16 protein-coding genes are annotated in these 16,831 nt (G+C 66.5%); 9 read left to right on the plus strand and 7 right to left on the minus strand.

Annotation, left to right across the window (positions count from 1 at the left end; all coding sequences use genetic code 11):
* Positions 1 to 152: 152 nt before the first annotated feature.
* The 4 genes from ACLB6G_RS03030 to xth all read left to right on the plus strand — a co-directional run bounded on the left by ACLB6G_RS03030 (position 153) and on the right by xth (position 6,080).
* The gene (locus ACLB6G_RS03030) at positions 153 to 1,382 is read left to right on the plus strand and encodes an ammonium transporter (protein ID WP_410354627.1); all 1,230 of its coding nucleotides are present in this window, start codon (positions 153 to 155) and stop codon (positions 1,380 to 1,382) included.
* A gap of 219 nt (positions 1,383 to 1,601) precedes the next feature.
* Positions 1,602 to 4,355, plus strand: a complete 2,754-nt coding sequence (locus tag ACLB6G_RS03035; protein WP_410354628.1) for a DNA translocase FtsK — start codon at positions 1,602 to 1,604, stop codon at positions 4,353 to 4,355.
* Positions 4,356 to 4,489: 134 nt separating this feature from the next.
* Positions 4,490 to 5,155, plus strand: coding sequence for an outer-membrane lipoprotein carrier protein LolA (locus ACLB6G_RS03040; RefSeq protein ID WP_410354629.1), 666 nt, complete (start codon positions 4,490 to 4,492; stop codon positions 5,153 to 5,155).
* 118 nt (positions 5,156 to 5,273) lie between these two features.
* Positions 5,274 to 6,080 (plus strand): exodeoxyribonuclease III, encoded by an 807-nt coding sequence (gene xth / locus ACLB6G_RS03045; protein WP_410354630.1) that lies wholly within the window; start codon positions 5,274 to 5,276, stop codon positions 6,078 to 6,080.
* A 23-nt stretch (positions 6,081 to 6,103) separates the two neighbouring features.
* On the opposite strand, the gene ACLB6G_RS03050 is transcribed toward xth, so the two are convergent.
* Positions 6,104 to 6,559 (minus strand): cyclic nucleotide-binding domain-containing protein, encoded by a 456-nt coding sequence (locus ACLB6G_RS03050; RefSeq protein ID WP_410354631.1) that lies wholly within the window; start codon positions 6,557 to 6,559, stop codon positions 6,104 to 6,106.
* 54 nt (positions 6,560 to 6,613) lie between these two features.
* A complete protein-coding gene (locus tag ACLB6G_RS03055; RefSeq protein WP_410354632.1) occupies positions 6,614 to 7,297 on the minus strand; it encodes a response regulator transcription factor in 684 nt (227 codons plus the stop codon).
* 116 nt (positions 7,298 to 7,413) lie between these two features.
* Between ACLB6G_RS03055 and ACLB6G_RS03060 the strand changes: the two genes are divergently transcribed.
* Entirely contained in the window at positions 7,414 to 8,001 is a 588-nt protein-coding gene (locus ACLB6G_RS03060) for a L,D-transpeptidase family protein (RefSeq protein ID WP_410354633.1), read from the plus strand.
* Here the strand turns inward: ACLB6G_RS03060 and ACLB6G_RS03065 are convergent.
* Genes ACLB6G_RS03065 through tsaD form a run of 5 tightly spaced genes read right to left on the minus strand, consistent with a single transcriptional unit; the run spans position 7,970 to position 11,527 of the window.
* Positions 7,970 to 8,698, minus strand: coding sequence for a class I SAM-dependent methyltransferase (locus tag ACLB6G_RS03065; RefSeq protein ID WP_410354634.1), 729 nt, complete (start codon positions 8,696 to 8,698; stop codon positions 7,970 to 7,972). The two genes, ACLB6G_RS03060 and ACLB6G_RS03065, sit on opposite strands and share 32 nt — an antisense overlap.
* Complete coding sequence (locus ACLB6G_RS03070) at positions 8,641 to 9,078, minus strand: EVE domain-containing protein (RefSeq protein ID WP_410354635.1); 438 nt, start codon at positions 9,076 to 9,078, stop codon at positions 8,641 to 8,643. The genes ACLB6G_RS03065 and ACLB6G_RS03070 overlap by 58 nt, the downstream gene beginning before the upstream one ends.
* An 11-nt stretch (positions 9,079 to 9,089) precedes the next feature.
* Entirely contained in the window at positions 9,090 to 9,383 is a 294-nt protein-coding gene (locus ACLB6G_RS03075; protein WP_410354636.1) for a YciI-like protein, read from the minus strand.
* A gap of 45 nt (positions 9,384 to 9,428) precedes the next feature.
* Positions 9,429 to 10,421, minus strand: coding sequence for an NAD(P)H-dependent glycerol-3-phosphate dehydrogenase (locus tag ACLB6G_RS03080; RefSeq protein ID WP_410354637.1), 993 nt, complete (start codon positions 10,419 to 10,421; stop codon positions 9,429 to 9,431).
* On the minus strand, positions 10,418 to 11,527 hold the full coding sequence (gene tsaD / locus ACLB6G_RS03085) for a tRNA (adenosine(37)-N6)-threonylcarbamoyltransferase complex transferase subunit TsaD (RefSeq protein WP_410354638.1): 1,110 nt from the start codon (positions 11,525 to 11,527) through the stop codon (positions 10,418 to 10,420). Before tsaD ends, ACLB6G_RS03080 begins: the two co-directional genes overlap by 4 nt.
* Before the next feature lie 70 nt (positions 11,528 to 11,597).
* On the opposite strand from tsaD, the gene hemC reads away from it, so the two are divergent.
* From hemC to ACLB6G_RS03105, 4 genes are all read left to right on the plus strand, one after another.
* Positions 11,598 to 12,527, plus strand: a complete 930-nt coding sequence (hemC, locus tag ACLB6G_RS03090) for a hydroxymethylbilane synthase (protein ID WP_410354639.1) — start codon at positions 11,598 to 11,600, stop codon at positions 12,525 to 12,527.
* Between the two features lie 2 nt (positions 12,528 to 12,529).
* On the plus strand, positions 12,530 to 13,246 hold the full coding sequence (locus ACLB6G_RS03095; protein ID WP_410354640.1) for a uroporphyrinogen-III synthase: 717 nt from the start codon (positions 12,530 to 12,532) through the stop codon (positions 13,244 to 13,246).
* A gap of 109 nt (positions 13,247 to 13,355) precedes the next feature.
* Entirely contained in the window at positions 13,356 to 14,891 is a 1,536-nt protein-coding gene (locus ACLB6G_RS03100) for a COG4223 family protein (protein ID WP_410354641.1), read from the plus strand.
* 14 nt (positions 14,892 to 14,905) lie between these two features.
* Complete coding sequence (locus ACLB6G_RS03105) at positions 14,906 to 16,789, plus strand: heme biosynthesis protein HemY (RefSeq protein ID WP_410354642.1); 1,884 nt, start codon at positions 14,906 to 14,908, stop codon at positions 16,787 to 16,789.
* Positions 16,790 to 16,831: the final 42 nt, after the last annotated feature.

The raw sequence follows: 16,831 nt of genomic DNA on the forward strand, positions 1-16,831 counted from the left end.
CTTTTTGCGCTGCCCGGGAAATGGGCACTTTTCCCCTGGTGTCCCGCCGCCAACGGATCTCCTGCGATCGATTCGGGCATGTGCCTTTGTGGCATGCATCTTGATTAGTGCGGTCCCATCAATCCGGAAAACGGAACGGACGGGACAAAAAGATGCAAAACGACCAGATCGGCGGAGACGTGTTCTTCGTCCTCATCGGCGCCATCCTCGTGTTCGCCATGCATGGGGGCTTCGCCTTCCTCGAAGTAGGAACGGTGCGCCACAAGAACCAGGTGAACGCCCTGGTGAAGATCCTCGTGGACTTCGCCATTTCCACCATCGCCTATTTCTTCGTCGGCTTCACTGTCGCCTATGGCCTGACATTCTTCGTCAATGCTGCGGTCCTTTCGGGCAGCCAGGGGGGCGAGATCTTCCTGCCGCAGGGCTTCACCCTGGTGAAATTCTTCTTCCTGACGACCTTTGCCGCCGCCATTCCCGCCATCATTTCCGGCGGCATCGCGGAGCGGATGCGGTTCCTGCCGCAATGCTTCGCAACCGCGGCGCTGGTCGGGCTCGTCTATCCGCTCTACGAGGGCATCGTGTGGAATGGCAATTTCGGCATCCAGGCCGCGATTGAATCCGCCTTCGGCCATCCCTTCCACGATTTCGCCGGATCCATCGTCGTCCACGCCGTCGGCGGATGGATCGCGCTCGGTGCGGTGGTCCTGCTGGGCGCGCGCCTTGGCCGCTACACCCGTTCCGGGCGTTCGGTCGGCATCCCGCCATCGTCCATCCCGTGGCTGGCGCTCGGCTCCTGGCTGCTGTGCACGGGCTGGTTCGGATTCAACGTGATGAGTGCGCAGTCGGTCGGATCGGCATCCGGCCTGGTGGCCATCAACTCGCTGATGGCCATGGTCGGCGGTATTGTCGCGGCCCTCCTGGCCGGGCGCAATGACCCCGGCTTCGTTCACAATGGCGCATTGGCGGGCCTCGTCGCGGTGTGCGCCGGGTCCGACATCTTCCATCCCGCCGGCGCGCTGGCGGTTGGCGCGGCGGCCGGGATCATCTTCGTAAAGGGGTTCACCTTCTGCCAGGAGAAACTGAAGATCGATGACGTTCTGGGCGTCTGGCCGTTGCACGGGCTTTGCGGGCTCTGGGGCGGCCTTGCGGCGGGCATTTTCGGGCTGGAGGCACTGGGCGGCCTCGGCGGCGTTTCCTTCATGAGCCAGCTTGCCGGTTCGGCGCTCGGCGTTGCCTATGCGGCGGCAGCCGGTTTCATTGTCTACGGTGTGCTCAAGGCAGTCACGGGCCTGCGCCTGTCGGAAACCGAGGAACTGCGTGGAGCCGACTTGTCGATCCACCGGATCGGGGCCAATCCGGAGCAGGAAATCCGGGGCGCCTGATCCCGTCGCCATGCATCAGGCCCGATGCCCGCCGGCCTTTTTCCGGCGGGCATCCCGTTTTCAGCGGCCGTTCACGCATGGTTAATGCCGCCTTAACCATCTGGCCGCTAGGTTCGGTCCGAAAACCCGGATTGCGTGCGCCTTGCGCCGTCAACCGGGAGCTTGCGAGAGGAACGGCCGGCCTCAGGGACCGGCCCGCAGGAACGAGGATCGGAACGGATGCGTGCAAGCGGTTCGGGAACCATGACGGCAGGCATGGCGCGCCAGGGCTTGAGAGGTTTTGCGCGTCGCCAGCTGCAGCGGCTGGTCGGCGCCGGCGTGCTGGCCTTCTCCGGGTTTGCCGTGGCATCGCTTGCCAGCTGGAACGTGGCCGACCCGTCCTGGAGCCATGCGACGGGCAATCTGGTCACCAATGCCATGGGCTATCCCGGCGCGGTATTCTCCGACCTTGCCATGCAGTTCTTCGGGCTGGCTAGCGTGGCGGCGCTCGTGCCGGCGGTACTCTGGGCCATCTTCATGCTGCAGGCGCGCGCGCCTGGCCACCGGCTGCGCCGCGCGGGTGCCTGGGCGGGGTTCACCGTCTGCACCGCCGGCTTCATTGCGTTACTCGAAGCGCCCGCCACCTGGCCGCTTCCGATGGGGCTGGGCGGCGTGGCAGGCGATCTGCTGCTCAAGATTCCCGGCGTGCTTTCGGGCGGTTATCCGGCGGGTTTCATGGCTTTCCTCTCCGGCGCGCTGCTGGTGCCAGCCATGGCATGGTTCTTCTGGGATGCCTCCGGCATGAAGGGCCGCGCGGCGGAATTCGCTTCCGCGGATCACGATAGCGGCGCGACCGGGCAGGAATTCGACGAGGACGACGAGGATGATGACGGATTCCAGGCGCTCGGCCTCGTCACGCACTGGTGGCTTTCCGCCCAGGCGCATGTCAGGCGCCTGACGCGGCGCCGCACTGCCGCAACGGCTGGAAACGGCCGCCGCAAGCTCGTGCTTCCCGATCTCGAGGATGACGAAGACGACGACGCCGTCCTTGCCCTGCCGGGCGGAGCGGTGACTGCTGCTGGCGGGGAGCGGATCGAACCGGACTTCGACACGCTGACGCCGCGCCGCATGACAAGCGCCGCACCGCCGATCGATCCCGGTCTCGATGACGACGACGATGATTTCGACCCGCCCTGGGACGATGACGTCATCGCGCCGGTGGACGATTCGCGCGGGGCACCGGGCCGGGTCGTCCAGCCCGGCGTGCGCGCTGGCGCGGGGTCTGCCGGTCGGGATGGCACCCCCGGACAGGCGCGGCCGCGCGGCGTATCACCGGACAACCGGCTGATGGAACCGATCGATCCGGCTTCCGGCGCCCGCGTGGCGCAGCCCGCCGGTGCGCCGAAGCCCGGCGCGCGCGTCATGCGGGAGGCGCAGGGTTCGCTCATTTCCGACGGTAGTTTCGAACTGCCCTCGCTGCATTTCCTTTCGGAAGCCCGGACTACCGGGCGCGATCCGACATTGTCGGACGAGGCGCTGGAACAGAATGCGCGCCTGCTGGAAGGCGTGCTGGACGATTTCGGCGTGAAGGGCGAGATCATCCATGTGCGTCCGGGCCCGGTCGTCACTCTCTACGAACTGGAACCGGCGCCGGGCATCAAGTCATCGCGTGTCATCGGCCTGGCCGACGACATCGCGCGCTCGATGAGCGCCATCGCCGCACGCGTGGCCGTCGTTCCGGGGCGCAACGCCATCGGCATCGAACTGCCGAACGCCAAGCGCGAGACGGTCTATCTGCGCGAATTGCTGGCAAGCCGCGATTTCGAGGGCTCGAAAGCCAAGCTGGCGCTCACGCTCGGCAAGACCATCAACGGCGAGGCGGTGATCGCGGATCTCGCCAAGATGCCGCATCTGCTGGTCGCCGGCACGACGGGTTCGGGCAAGTCGGTGGCGATCAACACGATGATCCTGTCGCTCCTCTACCGGATGACGCCGGAACAATGCCGGCTGATCATGATCGACCCGAAGATGCTGGAACTGTCGATCTATGACGGCATTCCGCACCTTCTGACCCCGGTCGTCACCGATCCCAAGAAGGCTGTGGTGGCGCTCAAGTGGACCGTGCGGGAAATGGAGGACCGCTACCGCAAGATGTCCAAGGTGGGCGTGCGCAATATCGACGGCTTCAACCAGCGCGTCGCGCAGGCGGAACGCAAGGGCGAGAAGATCACGCGCACGGTGCAGACCGGCTTCGACCGCGAGACCGGCGAGGCGATCTACGAGACCGAGGAACTCGACCTTTCCGCGATGCCCTACATCGTCGTCATCATCGACGAGATGGCCGACCTGATGATGGTGGCCGGCAAGGAAATCGAGGGCGCTGTGCAGCGGCTGGCGCAGATGGCGCGCGCGGCGGGCATCCATGTCGTGATGGCCACGCAGCGGCCGTCGGTGGATGTGATCACCGGCACGATCAAGGCGAACTTCCCGACCCGGATTTCCTTCCAGGTGACATCCAAGATCGACAGCCGCACCATCCTGGGCGAGCAGGGCGCCGAACAGCTCCTGGGCATGGGCGACATGCTCTACATGGCCGGTGGAGGACGCATCCAGCGCGTGCACGGGCCGTTCGTCTCCGACGAGGAGGTGGAACACGTGGTTTCGCACCTCAAGACGCAGGGCGTGCCGGAATATCTCGATTCGATCACCGAAGAGGATGACGAAGAGGGCGGTGCGACCGGCGATGCGGGTGGCGGGGCAGGAAATGGCGGCGGCATGGCCGGATCCGACGACCCCTATGACCAGGCCGTGGCCGTGGTGCTGCGCGACGGCAAGGCATCGACATCCTATATCCAGCGGCGGCTGGGAATCGGTTACAATCGCGCCGCCTCGATCATCGAACGGATGGAGGATGAAGGCATCGTCGGGCCGGCGAATCACGCCGGCAAGCGCGAGATCCTCGTTCCGCGCGGCCCCGATGCAGAGGAATTCTGAGGCAGAGTGGTGGCGGAACAGCCGGTATGCGTCCCGCGTTTTTTCGAGTTCCGAGGGTTCCCTGCCGCAATGCAGCCGTTGTTGCGGGCGATCAGGGGACAACGAATGACGACGGAAAGAGACGGAGCGTCGACATGAACCATTCCATCTTCTCCCGGCGTTTGCGCGCCGCAGCATTGGCAACGGCGTTGGCGCTTGGCGCGGCAACGGCCATGCCGGCCGTCCAGGGCATCGCCGCCCCGCCCGCCATCGCGCAGAAGATCGCCGACCATTTCTCCTCGGTGAAAAGCATGACCGGCGAGTTCGTGCAGTTCGGGCCGCGTGGCGAGCAGACGGGCGGCACCTTCGCGCTCATGCGGCCGGGCAAGATCCGCTTCGACTACGAGGATGCCGCGGCCTACCGCGTGGTGTCCGATGGCAGCCACGTGCTGCTCAACAACCGGAAACTGCGCACCTACGAGACCTATCCGCTGTCCAAGACACCGCTGAAGCTGCTGCTCGACGAGCGTATCGACCTGTCCAAGGCATCCATCGAAGATGTCAAGGCGGACGAGGACATCGTCACGGTCAAGATGAGCGACAAGTCGGTCTTCGGAAACGCCCGGATCACGATGGTGTTCGACACGGTGACATCGGAACTGCGCCAGTGGACGATCACCGACCAGCAGGGCAAGGACACCACCGTGATGATCTTCAACGTGAAGCAGGATGTGCCGCTGCAGGAGGCCTCCTTCGCGATCGATTACGACAAGGTGGCCGAAACCAATGCGCGTCGCGGCGCAGGCGGGCGCGGCCGTTGACAGCCGGAAACCTGTGGAACATCTGACGGTCTGCCGCCTGTCGTTCCGCAATGCTTGAAAGCGCAAGGCCGGATGGGCAAAGTCCGGCCTTGTCATTTCCTGCTCACGGATCCCCTTCATGCCGTTCTCGATTGCCACTTGGAATATCAATTCGGTGCGCCTGCGCATGCCGCTGGTGGAGCAATTCCTGGCCGCCCACCGCCCGGACGTGCTCTGCCTGCAGGAAATCAAGTGCGAAAACGGGCAGTTCCCCGAAAAGGCGTTCCGGGCGCTGGGCTACGAACACATCGAGGTCAATGGCCAGAAGGGCTATCATGGTGTCGCCACGGTGGCGCGGCGCGAAATCGCCGCCGTTGAGCGGCGCGGCTTCTGCGACATGGGCGATTGCCGGCATCTCTCGGTGAATGTGGCGGCCGGTGGACGCAATGTCCTGGTCCACAATTTCTATGTCCCGGCCGGGGGCGACGAACCGGATCCCGAGATCAATCCGAAATTCCGCCACAAGCTGGACTTCCTGGAGGAAATGCGGGCCATCACCGCCGAACACGGCGAGCGCCGGTCCTCCGTGCTGGTCGGCGATCTCAACATCGCGCCGCTGGAGAACGATGTCTGGTCGCACAAGCAGCTTCTCAAGATCGTCAGCCACACGCCGGTGGAGACGGAGACGCTGGAAGACCTGCGGGTGAAGGGCGGGTGGAGCGACCTGATGCGCAAGCACATTCCCGCGGAGGAAAAGCTCTACACCTGGTGGAGTTACCGGGCAAAGGACTGGGCCGCGGCCGACAGGGGCCGCCGTCTCGACCATGTCTGGTCATCGCCGGACCTGGAAGACCGGCTGGCCGGAATCTCGGTGCTGCGCGATGCGCGCGGCTGGGAAAAACCCTCAGACCACGTGCCGGTGATCGCGACCTTCGATTTCGATTGAGGCCGGTGCGGCGCTTGGCCGTCTCAGTCGCGGAAACGGTCTTCCAGCTTCGCGACCTGGCCTGCGAGGTCCTGCAATTCGCGGGTGAAACGCTCCTGCAGGAGAACGGCGGTTTCCGGATATTCGGTCAGGATCCGGCGAAAAAGGGTCCTGCCGATGCGCAGCAATTCGCAATCGGTGCGCGCCATGGCGCCGGTCGCGCGCCGTGCCGGGGCAATCAGCGCGACATCGCCGAGGATCGTGGACGGTCCGACGGTCTTGAGCGTGACGAGCCGGTTTCCCTTCAGCGTGGTGAGGTCGATCTCGCCGGACGCGACGATGAAGGCGCCGTCGGCAGCCGCGCCCTCGCGGTAGAGTTCGCGGCCGGCGGAAAGGCGCATGCTCTCGGCGCCGAAGGCGAGCAGGCGCAACTGTTCCGTCGTCAGACCTTCAAGGAAGCCGACGGAACCGAGCAGCCGGATATCGTCTTCGAGCGCCATGGATGGCGGCGTCCCCTCCAGGGTTCCCCGCGAATCACCTCATGGCGGCATCGTTCAGGGAACCAGCTTGTATCCGCCGCTTTCTGTCACAAGAATCTGCGCATTGGAAGGATCACGTTCGATCTTCTGGCGCAGCCGGTAGACGTGGGTCTCCAGCGTGTGGGTCGTCACGCCCGAATTGTAGCCCCAGACTTCTTCCAGAAGGACGTCACGCGTGACGACTTTCTGGTCGGCCCGGTAGAGATACTTGATGATGGCAGATTCCTTCTCCGTCAGGCGCACCTTGCCGCCGCGCTGGTCGATCAGCAGCTTCTGGCTCGGCTTGAACGTATAGGGCCCGACGACGAAGGTGGCGTCCTCGCTCTGTTCGTGCTGGCGCAACTGCGCGCGGATGCGGGCAAGAAGGACGGCGAAACGGAACGGCTTGGTGACATAGTCGTTGGCGCCGGCTTCCAGGCCCAGAATGGTGTCGGAATCGGTGTCCTGCCCCGTCAGCATGATGACCGGGGCCTTGAAGCCGCCCTTGCGCAGCAGCTTCACCGCCTCACGGCCATCCATGTCGGGCAGGTTCACGTCCATGATGAGCAGGTCGATGATGCCGCCCCGCGCTGCCTGCACGCCCTTGGTGGCGGTCTCGGCCTCGATGACCTGGAATTCCTCGTAGAGGGAAAGCTGCTCGACCAGGGTCTGTCGCAGGTCCTCGTCATCGTCGACAATCAGGATCGTGCGTGCCGTCATGCTTTCCCTTCCCCTTGTCCTTCAATTGCGCGGCATCTTTACGCCTTCGCCTTCGCGGCGCAAAGATCATCACGCTGATTTGTCCGTGACGCCAGTCTTTCTCGAAAAAAGGTGAAATGAAGGTCAACACAACCAAAAAGCACAGCGGACTTCGTTTCCTGACCGTGCGCGCAGCACCGGGAAACCCGTGCCGCGGGCTCATCCGGGCCGGGAACCGGACGTTTCCCTGCGCGCTCGGGCGATCCGGCATCTCGGCCTTCAAGCGTGAGGGCGACGGCGCGACGCCGCTGGCCGCGATGAAGCTGCTGTCCGGTTACGTCCGTGCGGACCGCAGCATGCAGCGCCATGCCGGCGTGGCGCTCCGGGCCATCCGGGCCGATGACGGCTGGTGCGATGCGCCGGCCCATGGCGCATACAACCGGCCGGTCCGGCTGCCGTTTCCTGCCAGCCACGAGGCGATGATGCGCGCCGACCGGCTCTATGACCATTGCCTCGTGCTCGACTGGAACATCGCCTCGCGGCGCCGCTTTCGCGGCTCGGCCATCTTCCTTCATGTCGCGAAGCCGGGCTTTCCGCCGACCGAGGGCTGCATCGCGGTCGCGCCCGGGGTCATGCGCCTGCTGCTGCCGCATCTGCGGCGCGGCACGGTGGTCCGGGTCACGCGCCAGGGTTTCAGGCGAGGCGCCAGACGGTGGTCTTCTTGATCTCGGCATCCTCGAGGATGCGCGTCACCGGCACCTCGTGCACCGAACAGGCGGCCAGGCGTTCGCGCGGCAGGTAGGAGCGGCCGGGGTCGCCGATGAGGACCGTGCAGCCACGCGCGGCCAGGGTCTCGAACCAGGGCGTGAGCCGGGCAGCGAAATCGCGGTCGTAGAAGACGTCACCGGCGAGCACCACGTCCCAACCGCCGTCGGTTCCGGTCACATCCGCTGATGTGGGGACGACCGAGACGCCGTTCAGGTCCGCGTTGAGTGCAATGGCCGGGGCACAGAAGGGGTCGATGTCGGCGCAGACAACCGCGCTGGCCCCGGCGAGCGCGGCGGCAATGCCGACAAGACCGGAGCCTGCGGCAAAATCGAGCACGGACCGGCCGCGCACGATGCCCGGATTGTCTAGGACGTGGCGGGCGAGACCCTGGCCGCCGGCCCAGGCAAAGGCCCAGAAGGGCGGCGGCAGGCCGATTTCCGACAATTCCTCCTCCGTGCGGCGCCACAGGTCATAGGCCTCGTCGGCCAGATGCAGGGCGACCTCGGGCACATGAGGTGGACGGTGCACCGCGGTGTTGGCAAGGATGAAGGTCCGCGCCGTTTCCGGGGTCAGGCGGGCGGGCGATGGCGCAGCGGTCAAAGCGGCTCCAGCGTCCGGCCGTCCAGTCCGCCCATGCGGCAGACCTCCATCCATTCCTCCGGCGTGACCGGCTGTACCGAAAGGCGCATGGAGGTGACGAGCGACATTCCGGCGAGCGAAGGATTTGCCTTCACGTCCTTGAGGGTCACCGGCTTCGGCATGTCCCTGACGGCGCGGATGTCGACGCATTCCCAGCGCGGATCGTCGGTCGTGGTGTCGGGGTGGATTTCAGCGCAGACCTCGACGATGCCGACCACTTCCAGCCCCTCGTTGGAATGGTAGAAGAAGCCGCGGTCGCCGATCTTCATGGCGCGCATGTTGTTGCGCGCCTGGTAGTTGCGGATGCCGTCCCATTGTTCGCCGGCGTCGCCCTTCGCCTTCTGGTTTTCCCAGGACCACTTGAAGGGTTCGGACTTGAACAGCCAGTATTGCATGCGTGCGATCCTCAAGCTTCCGGATTGTTGATGACCCAGGTCCACGGGCGGACCTCGACGGCGGCGAACAGGCCCGCCCTGGCGTAGGGGTCCTGGCCTGCCAGCGCCTCGGCGGCAGACTGGTTTTCGGCCTCGATGACGACCATGCTGCCATCGGGCTTGCCTTCGGCGTCCATGAAGGGGCCGCCGAGTTTCACGATCCCCTTGTCCTTCAGGCCGTTCAGCCATTCCAGGTGCGCCGGGCGGGTGTCGAGGCGCAGTTGCAGCGCGTTCGGCTTGTCATTGCAGATCAGGGCAAAAAGCATGATGTCCAGTCCTCCGCAGGCCAGTGGCCCGTTTGTTGATGTCTGTCAGATATCCTCGGTTTTCAGCGGCCGGGCGAGCAGGGCCTCCATGGCCGCGCGAACGGTCAGGCGCCCGTCCAGCACGGCGGCGACGGCATCGCAGATCGGCGCCTCGATGGCCTTGTCCATGGCGATGCGCGCGGCAATGCCTGCGGTGGCGGCACCTTCGGCCAGCGGGCGGTTGTCCAGGCTTTCCCCGCGTCCCAGGGCCACGCCATAGGCGAAATTGCGCGATTGCTCCGATCCGCAGGTGAGGATCAGGTCGCCAAGGCCGGACAGGCCCATCATGGTTTCGGGCCGGCCACCGAGCGCCGCGCCGATGCGCCGCAACTCGACGAAGCCGCGCGTGATGGCGGCGGCCTGCGCGCTGGCGCCGAGGCCCGCGCCATGGATCGAGCCTGCAGCGATGGCGAGCACGTTCTTCAGCGCGCCGCCCACTTCCACGCCCTTCAGGTCATCGGTCGCATAGCAGCGGAAGGCAGGGCCGGAAAGCCGCGCGGCAAGGTCGCGCGCCAGTGTCTCGTTTCCGGCCGCGACCGTGACGGCGGTCGGCAGGCCGCGCGCAACATCGCTGGCAAAGCTCGGACCCGACAAGGCCGCGACGGGGTTTGCGGGCAGGATTTGCGTGGCAATATCGGACATCAGCAGTCCCGTGCTGCGTTCGATGCCCTTGGCGCAGAGGACGAGCGGGATGCCGGAGGGGATGGTTTCCTTCAGGCCGGAAAGCGCATCGCGCAGGGTCTGGGCCGGCACGACCGCCAGGACGATGTGCGCGTCCCGGAGCGCTTCGGCGGCATCGGCGGTGGCAAAGATGCCCGGCTCCAGCGTGATTCCCGGTAGGTAGCGGGCATTGGTTTTCCGGCTGTTGATCTCCGCCACCGTGGCCGCGTCGCGGGCCCACAGCGCGGGCTCCAGTCCGGCCCGGGCCATGGTCACGGCCAGCGCCGTGCCCCAGGCGCCCCCACCCAGGACCGCGATTTTCGGCGCAGCGCCGCTCATGCCTTGGCCCCCCGCTTGCCGGCGCCGAACACGGGCGCGGACCCTTCGTCCAGCGGCCAGCGCGCACGCGGCGCGATCTGAAGCGCGTCATCAGGAACAAGACCGGCGCGCAGGCGCTCAAGTCCGGCCCAGGCGATCATGGCGGCATTGTCGGTGCACAGGTCCAAAGGCGGGGCGGCAAGGCGGAAGCCGTGATCCGCGCAAAGGGTTTCCAGCGCCGCCCGCACCGCCTTGTTGGCCGCGACGCCGCCGGCGACCACCAGGACCGGATCGGCGATGGCCGGATGTTCAATGCGGAATCGCTCCAGGCTGCGGGCAACGCGTTCAGCCAGCGTTTCGCAGATGGCCTGCTGGAAGGAGGCGCAGATATCGGCGACGTCCGCACTTGTCAGCGGCGCGACCGCCGTCGCGGCCTGGCGCACCGCCGTCTTCAGTCCGGAGAACGAAAAATCCGGCCGTTGTTCGCCCCGGAGCGGCCGGGGCAGGGCAAAGCGCCGGGCGTCGCCCTTCAAGGCTTCCCTCTCCACCGCCGGTCCGCCGGGATAGGGCAGGCCGAGAAGCTTGGCGGTCTTGTCGAAGGCTTCGCCGAGCGCATCGTCGATCGTCGTGCCCCAGCGCCGGTAGTCGCCGACGCCGCCGACGCGCAGGATCTGGGTATGCCCGCCGGAGACAAGCAGGAGCAGGAAGGGGAAGTCCGCCTGGCCCGTCAGCCGCGCGGTCAGCGCATGGCCCTCCAGGTGGTTGACCGGTATGAGCGGCTTGCCCCATGCGGCAGCCATGGCCTTGGCGGTCATCAGCCCGGCGATCAGGCCGCCGATCAGGCCCGGACCGGCGGTCACCGCGATGGCGTCGATGGTGTCGCGCGAGACGCCGGCTTCGGCCATTGCGGCGGCAATCACGCCGTCGAGCGCCTCGACATGGGCGCGGGCGGCGATTTCCGGCACGACACCGCCAAAAGCGGCATGTTCGTCGATCTGGCTGAGCACCACGTTCGACCGGATGAGGGGCACGCCGGCCCGGTCCAGCGAGACGACGGATGCGGCGGTTTCGTCGCAGCTGGCCTCGATGCCGAGAACGGTCTGTGTCAGGGGCGCGTGTTCGATCATTGCGAGGGCAGGCTTATCCCGGTAGACAGGGCGGCGAAAATCTGGCGACGGTTACCACGGACGGGCGGACATGCAAACACGGCGGATCAGAATCGGGACACGCGGCAGCGAACTGGCGCTCGCGCAGGCGCGGGAGACGCGTGCACGGCTGATGACAGCGCATGGCATGGAGGAGGAGGCCTTCGAGATCGTGGTCATCTCCACCTCCGGCGACCGCATCCAGGACCGGCCATTGTCGGAAGCCGGCGGCAAGGGCCTGTTCACCAAGGAAATCGAGGAAGCCCTGTATGACGGGCGAATCGACCTTGCCGTCCATTCCTCAAAGGACATGCCGACCATGCTTCCCGACGGGCTGGAGCTTTCGGCTTTCCTGGAGCGTGAAGACCCGCGCGATGCCTTCATCGGCAAGGCGGCCGCCAGGATCGCCGACCTGCCGGAAGGCGCAACCGTCGGTTCCTCCTCCTTGCGCCGTCAGGCGCTGATCCGGCGCATGCGGCCCGACCTTTCGGTGGTCATGTATCGCGGCAATGTTCAGACCCGGCTTCGGAAACTGGAAGAGGGCGTGGTGGCTGGAACGATGCTGGCCAATGCCGGCCTGCGCCGGCTGGGACTGGCCGGTGTCATCACCGACCTGATGGATGTGGACAGCTTCCCCCCGGCGCCAGGCCAGGGTGCCATCTGCATCGAATCGCGCACCGGCGACACGGAAACAAGGCGATTGCTCGATGCCATCAATCACGACGAGACACGGATAGCGCTGACCTGCGAACGGGCCTTCCTGGCCGCGCTCGACGGATCCTGCCGTACACCATTGGCCGGACACGCCCGTATCGACGGCACACAGGTCTTTTTTTCCGGCATGATCCTCACGCCGGACGGGACACAGGCGCACGAGATCGCCGGCGACGGGCTCATCACCGATGCCGAGATCGTCGGCCGAAAGGCAGGCGAAAAAGTGCGCGCCAAGGCCGGCCCCGGCTTCTTCGACAGCTGGACCTGACATTGGACAGGCGGCGGCGCGTTCTCGTCACCCGGCCGCGGGAGGCGGCGGAGAAAACCGCGCGCCGCATCGCCGCCCTTGGCCATGAGCCGGTGATCCTGCCGCTCAGCCGCATCGTTGCCATTGCCTGTGACTTGCCCGGCCCGCTTGTCCGTTTCGACGCCGTCGCCGTGACGAGCGCCAATGCGATCCGTCACGCCGGCCGCGGCCTGATCGACCGCCTGGCCGGACTGCCCTGTATCGCGGTGGGTGAAGCGACCGCGCGCGCGGTCGAAAAGGCGGGGTTCTCGGCAGTCACGAGCGTCAAGGGCGATGTATCGGATATCGTCGCCCGCATGGCCGGCACGCTGCCGGGCGGTGCCCGGATCGCCTATCCCTGCGGACGCGTCCGGCGGCCGGATCTTGAAGCCGCCGCGCGCCGGCACGGTTTCCGGATCGTGGCGATGGAAACCTACGATACGGAAAAAGTCAGTTACTCAACTCAGGAAATGGCAGGCGTTCTCGGCAGCAAGCCGATTGACGATGCGCTTGTCTTTTCAGCCAATGGCGCAGCCGCGATGCAGACCCTGCCTGCCGGTGAGTACATGAATCAAATATTTGAAAATACGCGATTTCTCTGCATTTCCGAACGCGTTGCCGATACGATTGCGACACGCGGCGGACAGAGCGTGGCCGTGGCAGACCGGCCGAACGAGGATGCCATGCTGGCTCTCCTGTAGGGAGGCGCGGGCCTTTGCCGCGCCTGCAACCCTTTCTCTTGCCGGTCATTGTGCTAATCGGAAGCGGAAAGCCACTGAAGGCGCATGACATTCGATGCGGAGACGAGCCATGGCGAAGAAACCCGACCAACGCCATTCGAAGGACAAGCGGGATCCCGTGACGATCGACCTTGATTCCAGCGAGGTCACGCGAATCGAGGACGAGAAGACGCAGGCTGCCGAAACCAGCGAGGCGGAGGCCGTGGCCGAGGCGAATGCCGCGCTGGATGACGAACAGGGCCGGCAGGACAACGGCGAAACCACGGGTGAATCCGACGGCCAGTCCGCGGAAGCCGGAACGCCGGCCGACGAAGACAAGGCAGTGGCCGATGACGCGGCGCAATCGGCGGTAGAGGACGGATCGGCCGGGACAATTGCCTCCGGCGAGGATGCTTCGGGAACCCCTACGGAGGAAGCGGACGAGAGGGGCGAACAGGAACCGGCCGCGTCTGCCGCGCGGCCGGAACCGCAGCGTAGGTCCGGAGGTGCAGGTGCGATTGCCGGCGGCGTCATCGGCGCGGCGCTGACGCTCGCGGTTGCCGGCGGCGCCTGGTATGCGGGCTTCGTTCCGGCGACGGACCGCGACGGTTCAGCGGTGGAAAAGCAATCGGGTGCCATCGAGGCGTTGCGCTCCGAAATCGAAACGCTGAAGGCGCAGATCAGCGATGCATCGGCGGCCAGTACGGCCCCGCCCGATGTTTCCGGCGACCTGGAAGCCCTGCGTGGTGAACTGGCCACGTTGTCGCAGTCGCTGCAAAGCGTGCGCGACGATGTGGCCGTGCTCGGCTCGGCGTCCGGCGGTGACGGCAATGGCGAGGCAGCGGCAGCACTTGGCGAACGGTTGAGCGGCATCGAGCAGCGCCTGCAGGCTCTCTCGGAGTCCACGCCTGCGGACAGCGGCGGTCTTGACGCGGAGGCCGTGCGCCCGTTGATCGACGAGGCGACGGCGCCGCTGGCTGAACGGATCGGCCAGGCAAGCGATGCCGCATCGGCTGCGCAGGCCGCCGTCGAAGGGCTTCAGTCAACCATGGCGGAACTCCAGCAAAGCGTTGCCGCCATCGAGGAAAAACTATCGCAGGACGGCGGGCAGGCGGACGTGGCACGCGCCATTGCGGCAACCGCGCTGAAATCGGCCATCGACCGCGGCCAGCCCTTCATGACTGAGTTGGAAACCTTCGCCTCGGTGACGGGCGGCGGTGAAGCGGTGGACGCCCTTCGCTCGATGGCCGCCACGGGCGTTCCGACGCGCGCAGACATCGCCGAGGACGCCAATGACGCAGCCTATGCCATGATCGACGCCACGCAGACCCTGCCCGAGGATGCCGGTTTCATGGACCGGCTCACGGCGAGCGCCCGCTCTCTGGTCAAGTCGCGGCCGGTCGGAACGCCGGAGGGCGACAAGCCCGCCGACATCGCCGCGCGCATGGTCAGCGCCGTGGAACGCGGCGACTACGCGGCGGCGCTGGCGGAATACGAAACCATGCCCGAAGCGGCGAAAACCGCCGGCGCGGAGTTTGCCGGACGGCTCAAAGCGCGTCTTGAAGCGGACCGGCTGGTCGACGACGTCCTATCCTCGGCGCTGAAAGCCGCCGGGCAGAACGGCTGAGGAGAACGGACATCATGATCAGGCTTCTTGTCTTTCTCGCCACCGTCTTCGTGCTCGGCGCCGGCTTTGCCTGGCTGGCCGACCGGCCCGGAACCATGGTCGTCACCTTCGACGCCATGCAATACGAGGTCTCGCTGCTGGTCGCGGCTGTGGCCGTGGTCGCTGCCGTCGCCGCCATCCTGCTGGCCTGGTGGGTGCTCAAGGCCATCTGGACAAGTCCACACCGTGTGAGCCGTTTCTTCCGGGCGCGCAAGCGCGATCGCGGCTACCAGTCGCTGTCGACCGGCCTGATCGCCGCCGGGGCCGGGGACGCGGTGTCGGCGCGCCGGATGAGCAAGCAGGCGCAAAGCAACCTCTCGGCCGACCAGGAGCCGCTGATCCACCTCCTTGATGCGCAGACGCTGCTTCTGGAAGGCGATACGGAGGGTGCGCGCAAGAAGTTCGAGGCAATGGTCGAGGATCCGGAAACGCGGCTGCTGGGGCTGCGCGGGCTCTATCTGGAAGCGCAGCGCATGCGTGAACCGGAAGCCGCCCGCCATTATGCCGAAAAGGCCGCGGAACTGGCGCCCCAGCTTGGCTGGGCGTCCGGCGCCACGCTGGAAGCGCGTTCGCGCGAGGGCGACTGGAGCGCCGCGCTGGCGCTGCTGGAGCAACAGGCCTCGACCCGGCAGATCGGAAAGGAGGTGGCCGCCCGCCGCCGCGCCGTGCTGCTGACGGCCAAGGCCATAGCCGAGGCGGAAGCCGATCCCGCCAGCGCGCGCAATGACGGGCAGGCCGCACTTCGGCTTGCGCCCGACCTCGTTCCCGCGGCCATCGTGACGGCCCGCTCGCTGGTGCGCCTCAACGATTTGAAGAAGGCGGCCAAGGTGCTGGAGGCGATGTGGAAGAAGGAGGCCCATCCGGAAGTGGCGCAGGCCTATGTCCACCTGCGTCCAGGCGATTCGGTGGCCGACCGGCTCAAGCGGGCGGAACGGCTGCAGGCGCTGCGAACCTATCACCGCGAATCGGCCTACGCGGTTGCCCGTGCCGCCTATGATGCCGGGGAGTACCGCCTGGCACGCGAAAAGCTGGAGGCGGTCCTCAAGCAGGATCCGCGCGAAGGCGCCTACCTGTTGCTCGCCGACATCGAGGAAGCCGAAACCGGCGACCAGGGCCGCGTGCGGCACTGGCTCTCCATGGCCGTGCGCGCGCCGCGCGATCCGGCCTGGACGGCGGATGGCTATGTGTCGGAGCACTGGGCGCCGTTTTCGCCCGTCACGGGCCGCATCGACGCCTTCGAATGGCGGGTGCCGGTGGAACGGCTCGGTCCCGTGCTGGAGGATCGTCCGGCCGACGGCGGCATGCCGGTGATGCCTCCGGCGATTGCCTCCAAGGGTGCTTCGGGGCGCGATGAAGCGATTGCGGGAAGCGTGGCCGCGACAGCAGCGGCCGGGGCGTCCGTGACGCACCATGAGGCGGAGGTGGCTGACGAGGACCGCGGGACCCCGTCCGATCCGGGCGCCGGCATGGAGATCATCCCGCCGGCACCCTCCGGCGTGGAAAAGGATGCTGCCCGCAGTGATGCGGAGGACAGCGATGCCGGAGACGGCGAACAGCCTGCCGCGGCCAAGACCGACGCGGCAGGCGAACCTGAAAACGGGAAGAACGCAGAAGCTGCGAAGGCCGGGACAGGCGAACCGCAAAAGGACAAGGAACCCGATGCGCTGTCCTCCAACACGGCTGCGGCGGCACGCGCGGCCGAACAGCCCGCACCGCTGGCCGAAGGCGTCAGCGTGCCGGACTCCGTCGATCCGCAACGCAAGCCGCTGACGCGTGAACGTCCGCCGGTTCCCGACGATCCCGGCGTCGATCCCGATGCGCCGAAGGAAGAGAGCGTGCCGCGCTTCCGGTTGTTCTGATGAACGAGCTTTCTATAAATGAAGGGCAGAAGGCCTGAAAAC

Source organism: Zhengella sedimenti, from assembly GCF_046506625.1.
Classification (GTDB): domain Bacteria; phylum Pseudomonadota; class Alphaproteobacteria; order Rhizobiales; family Rhizobiaceae; genus Zhengella; species Zhengella sedimenti.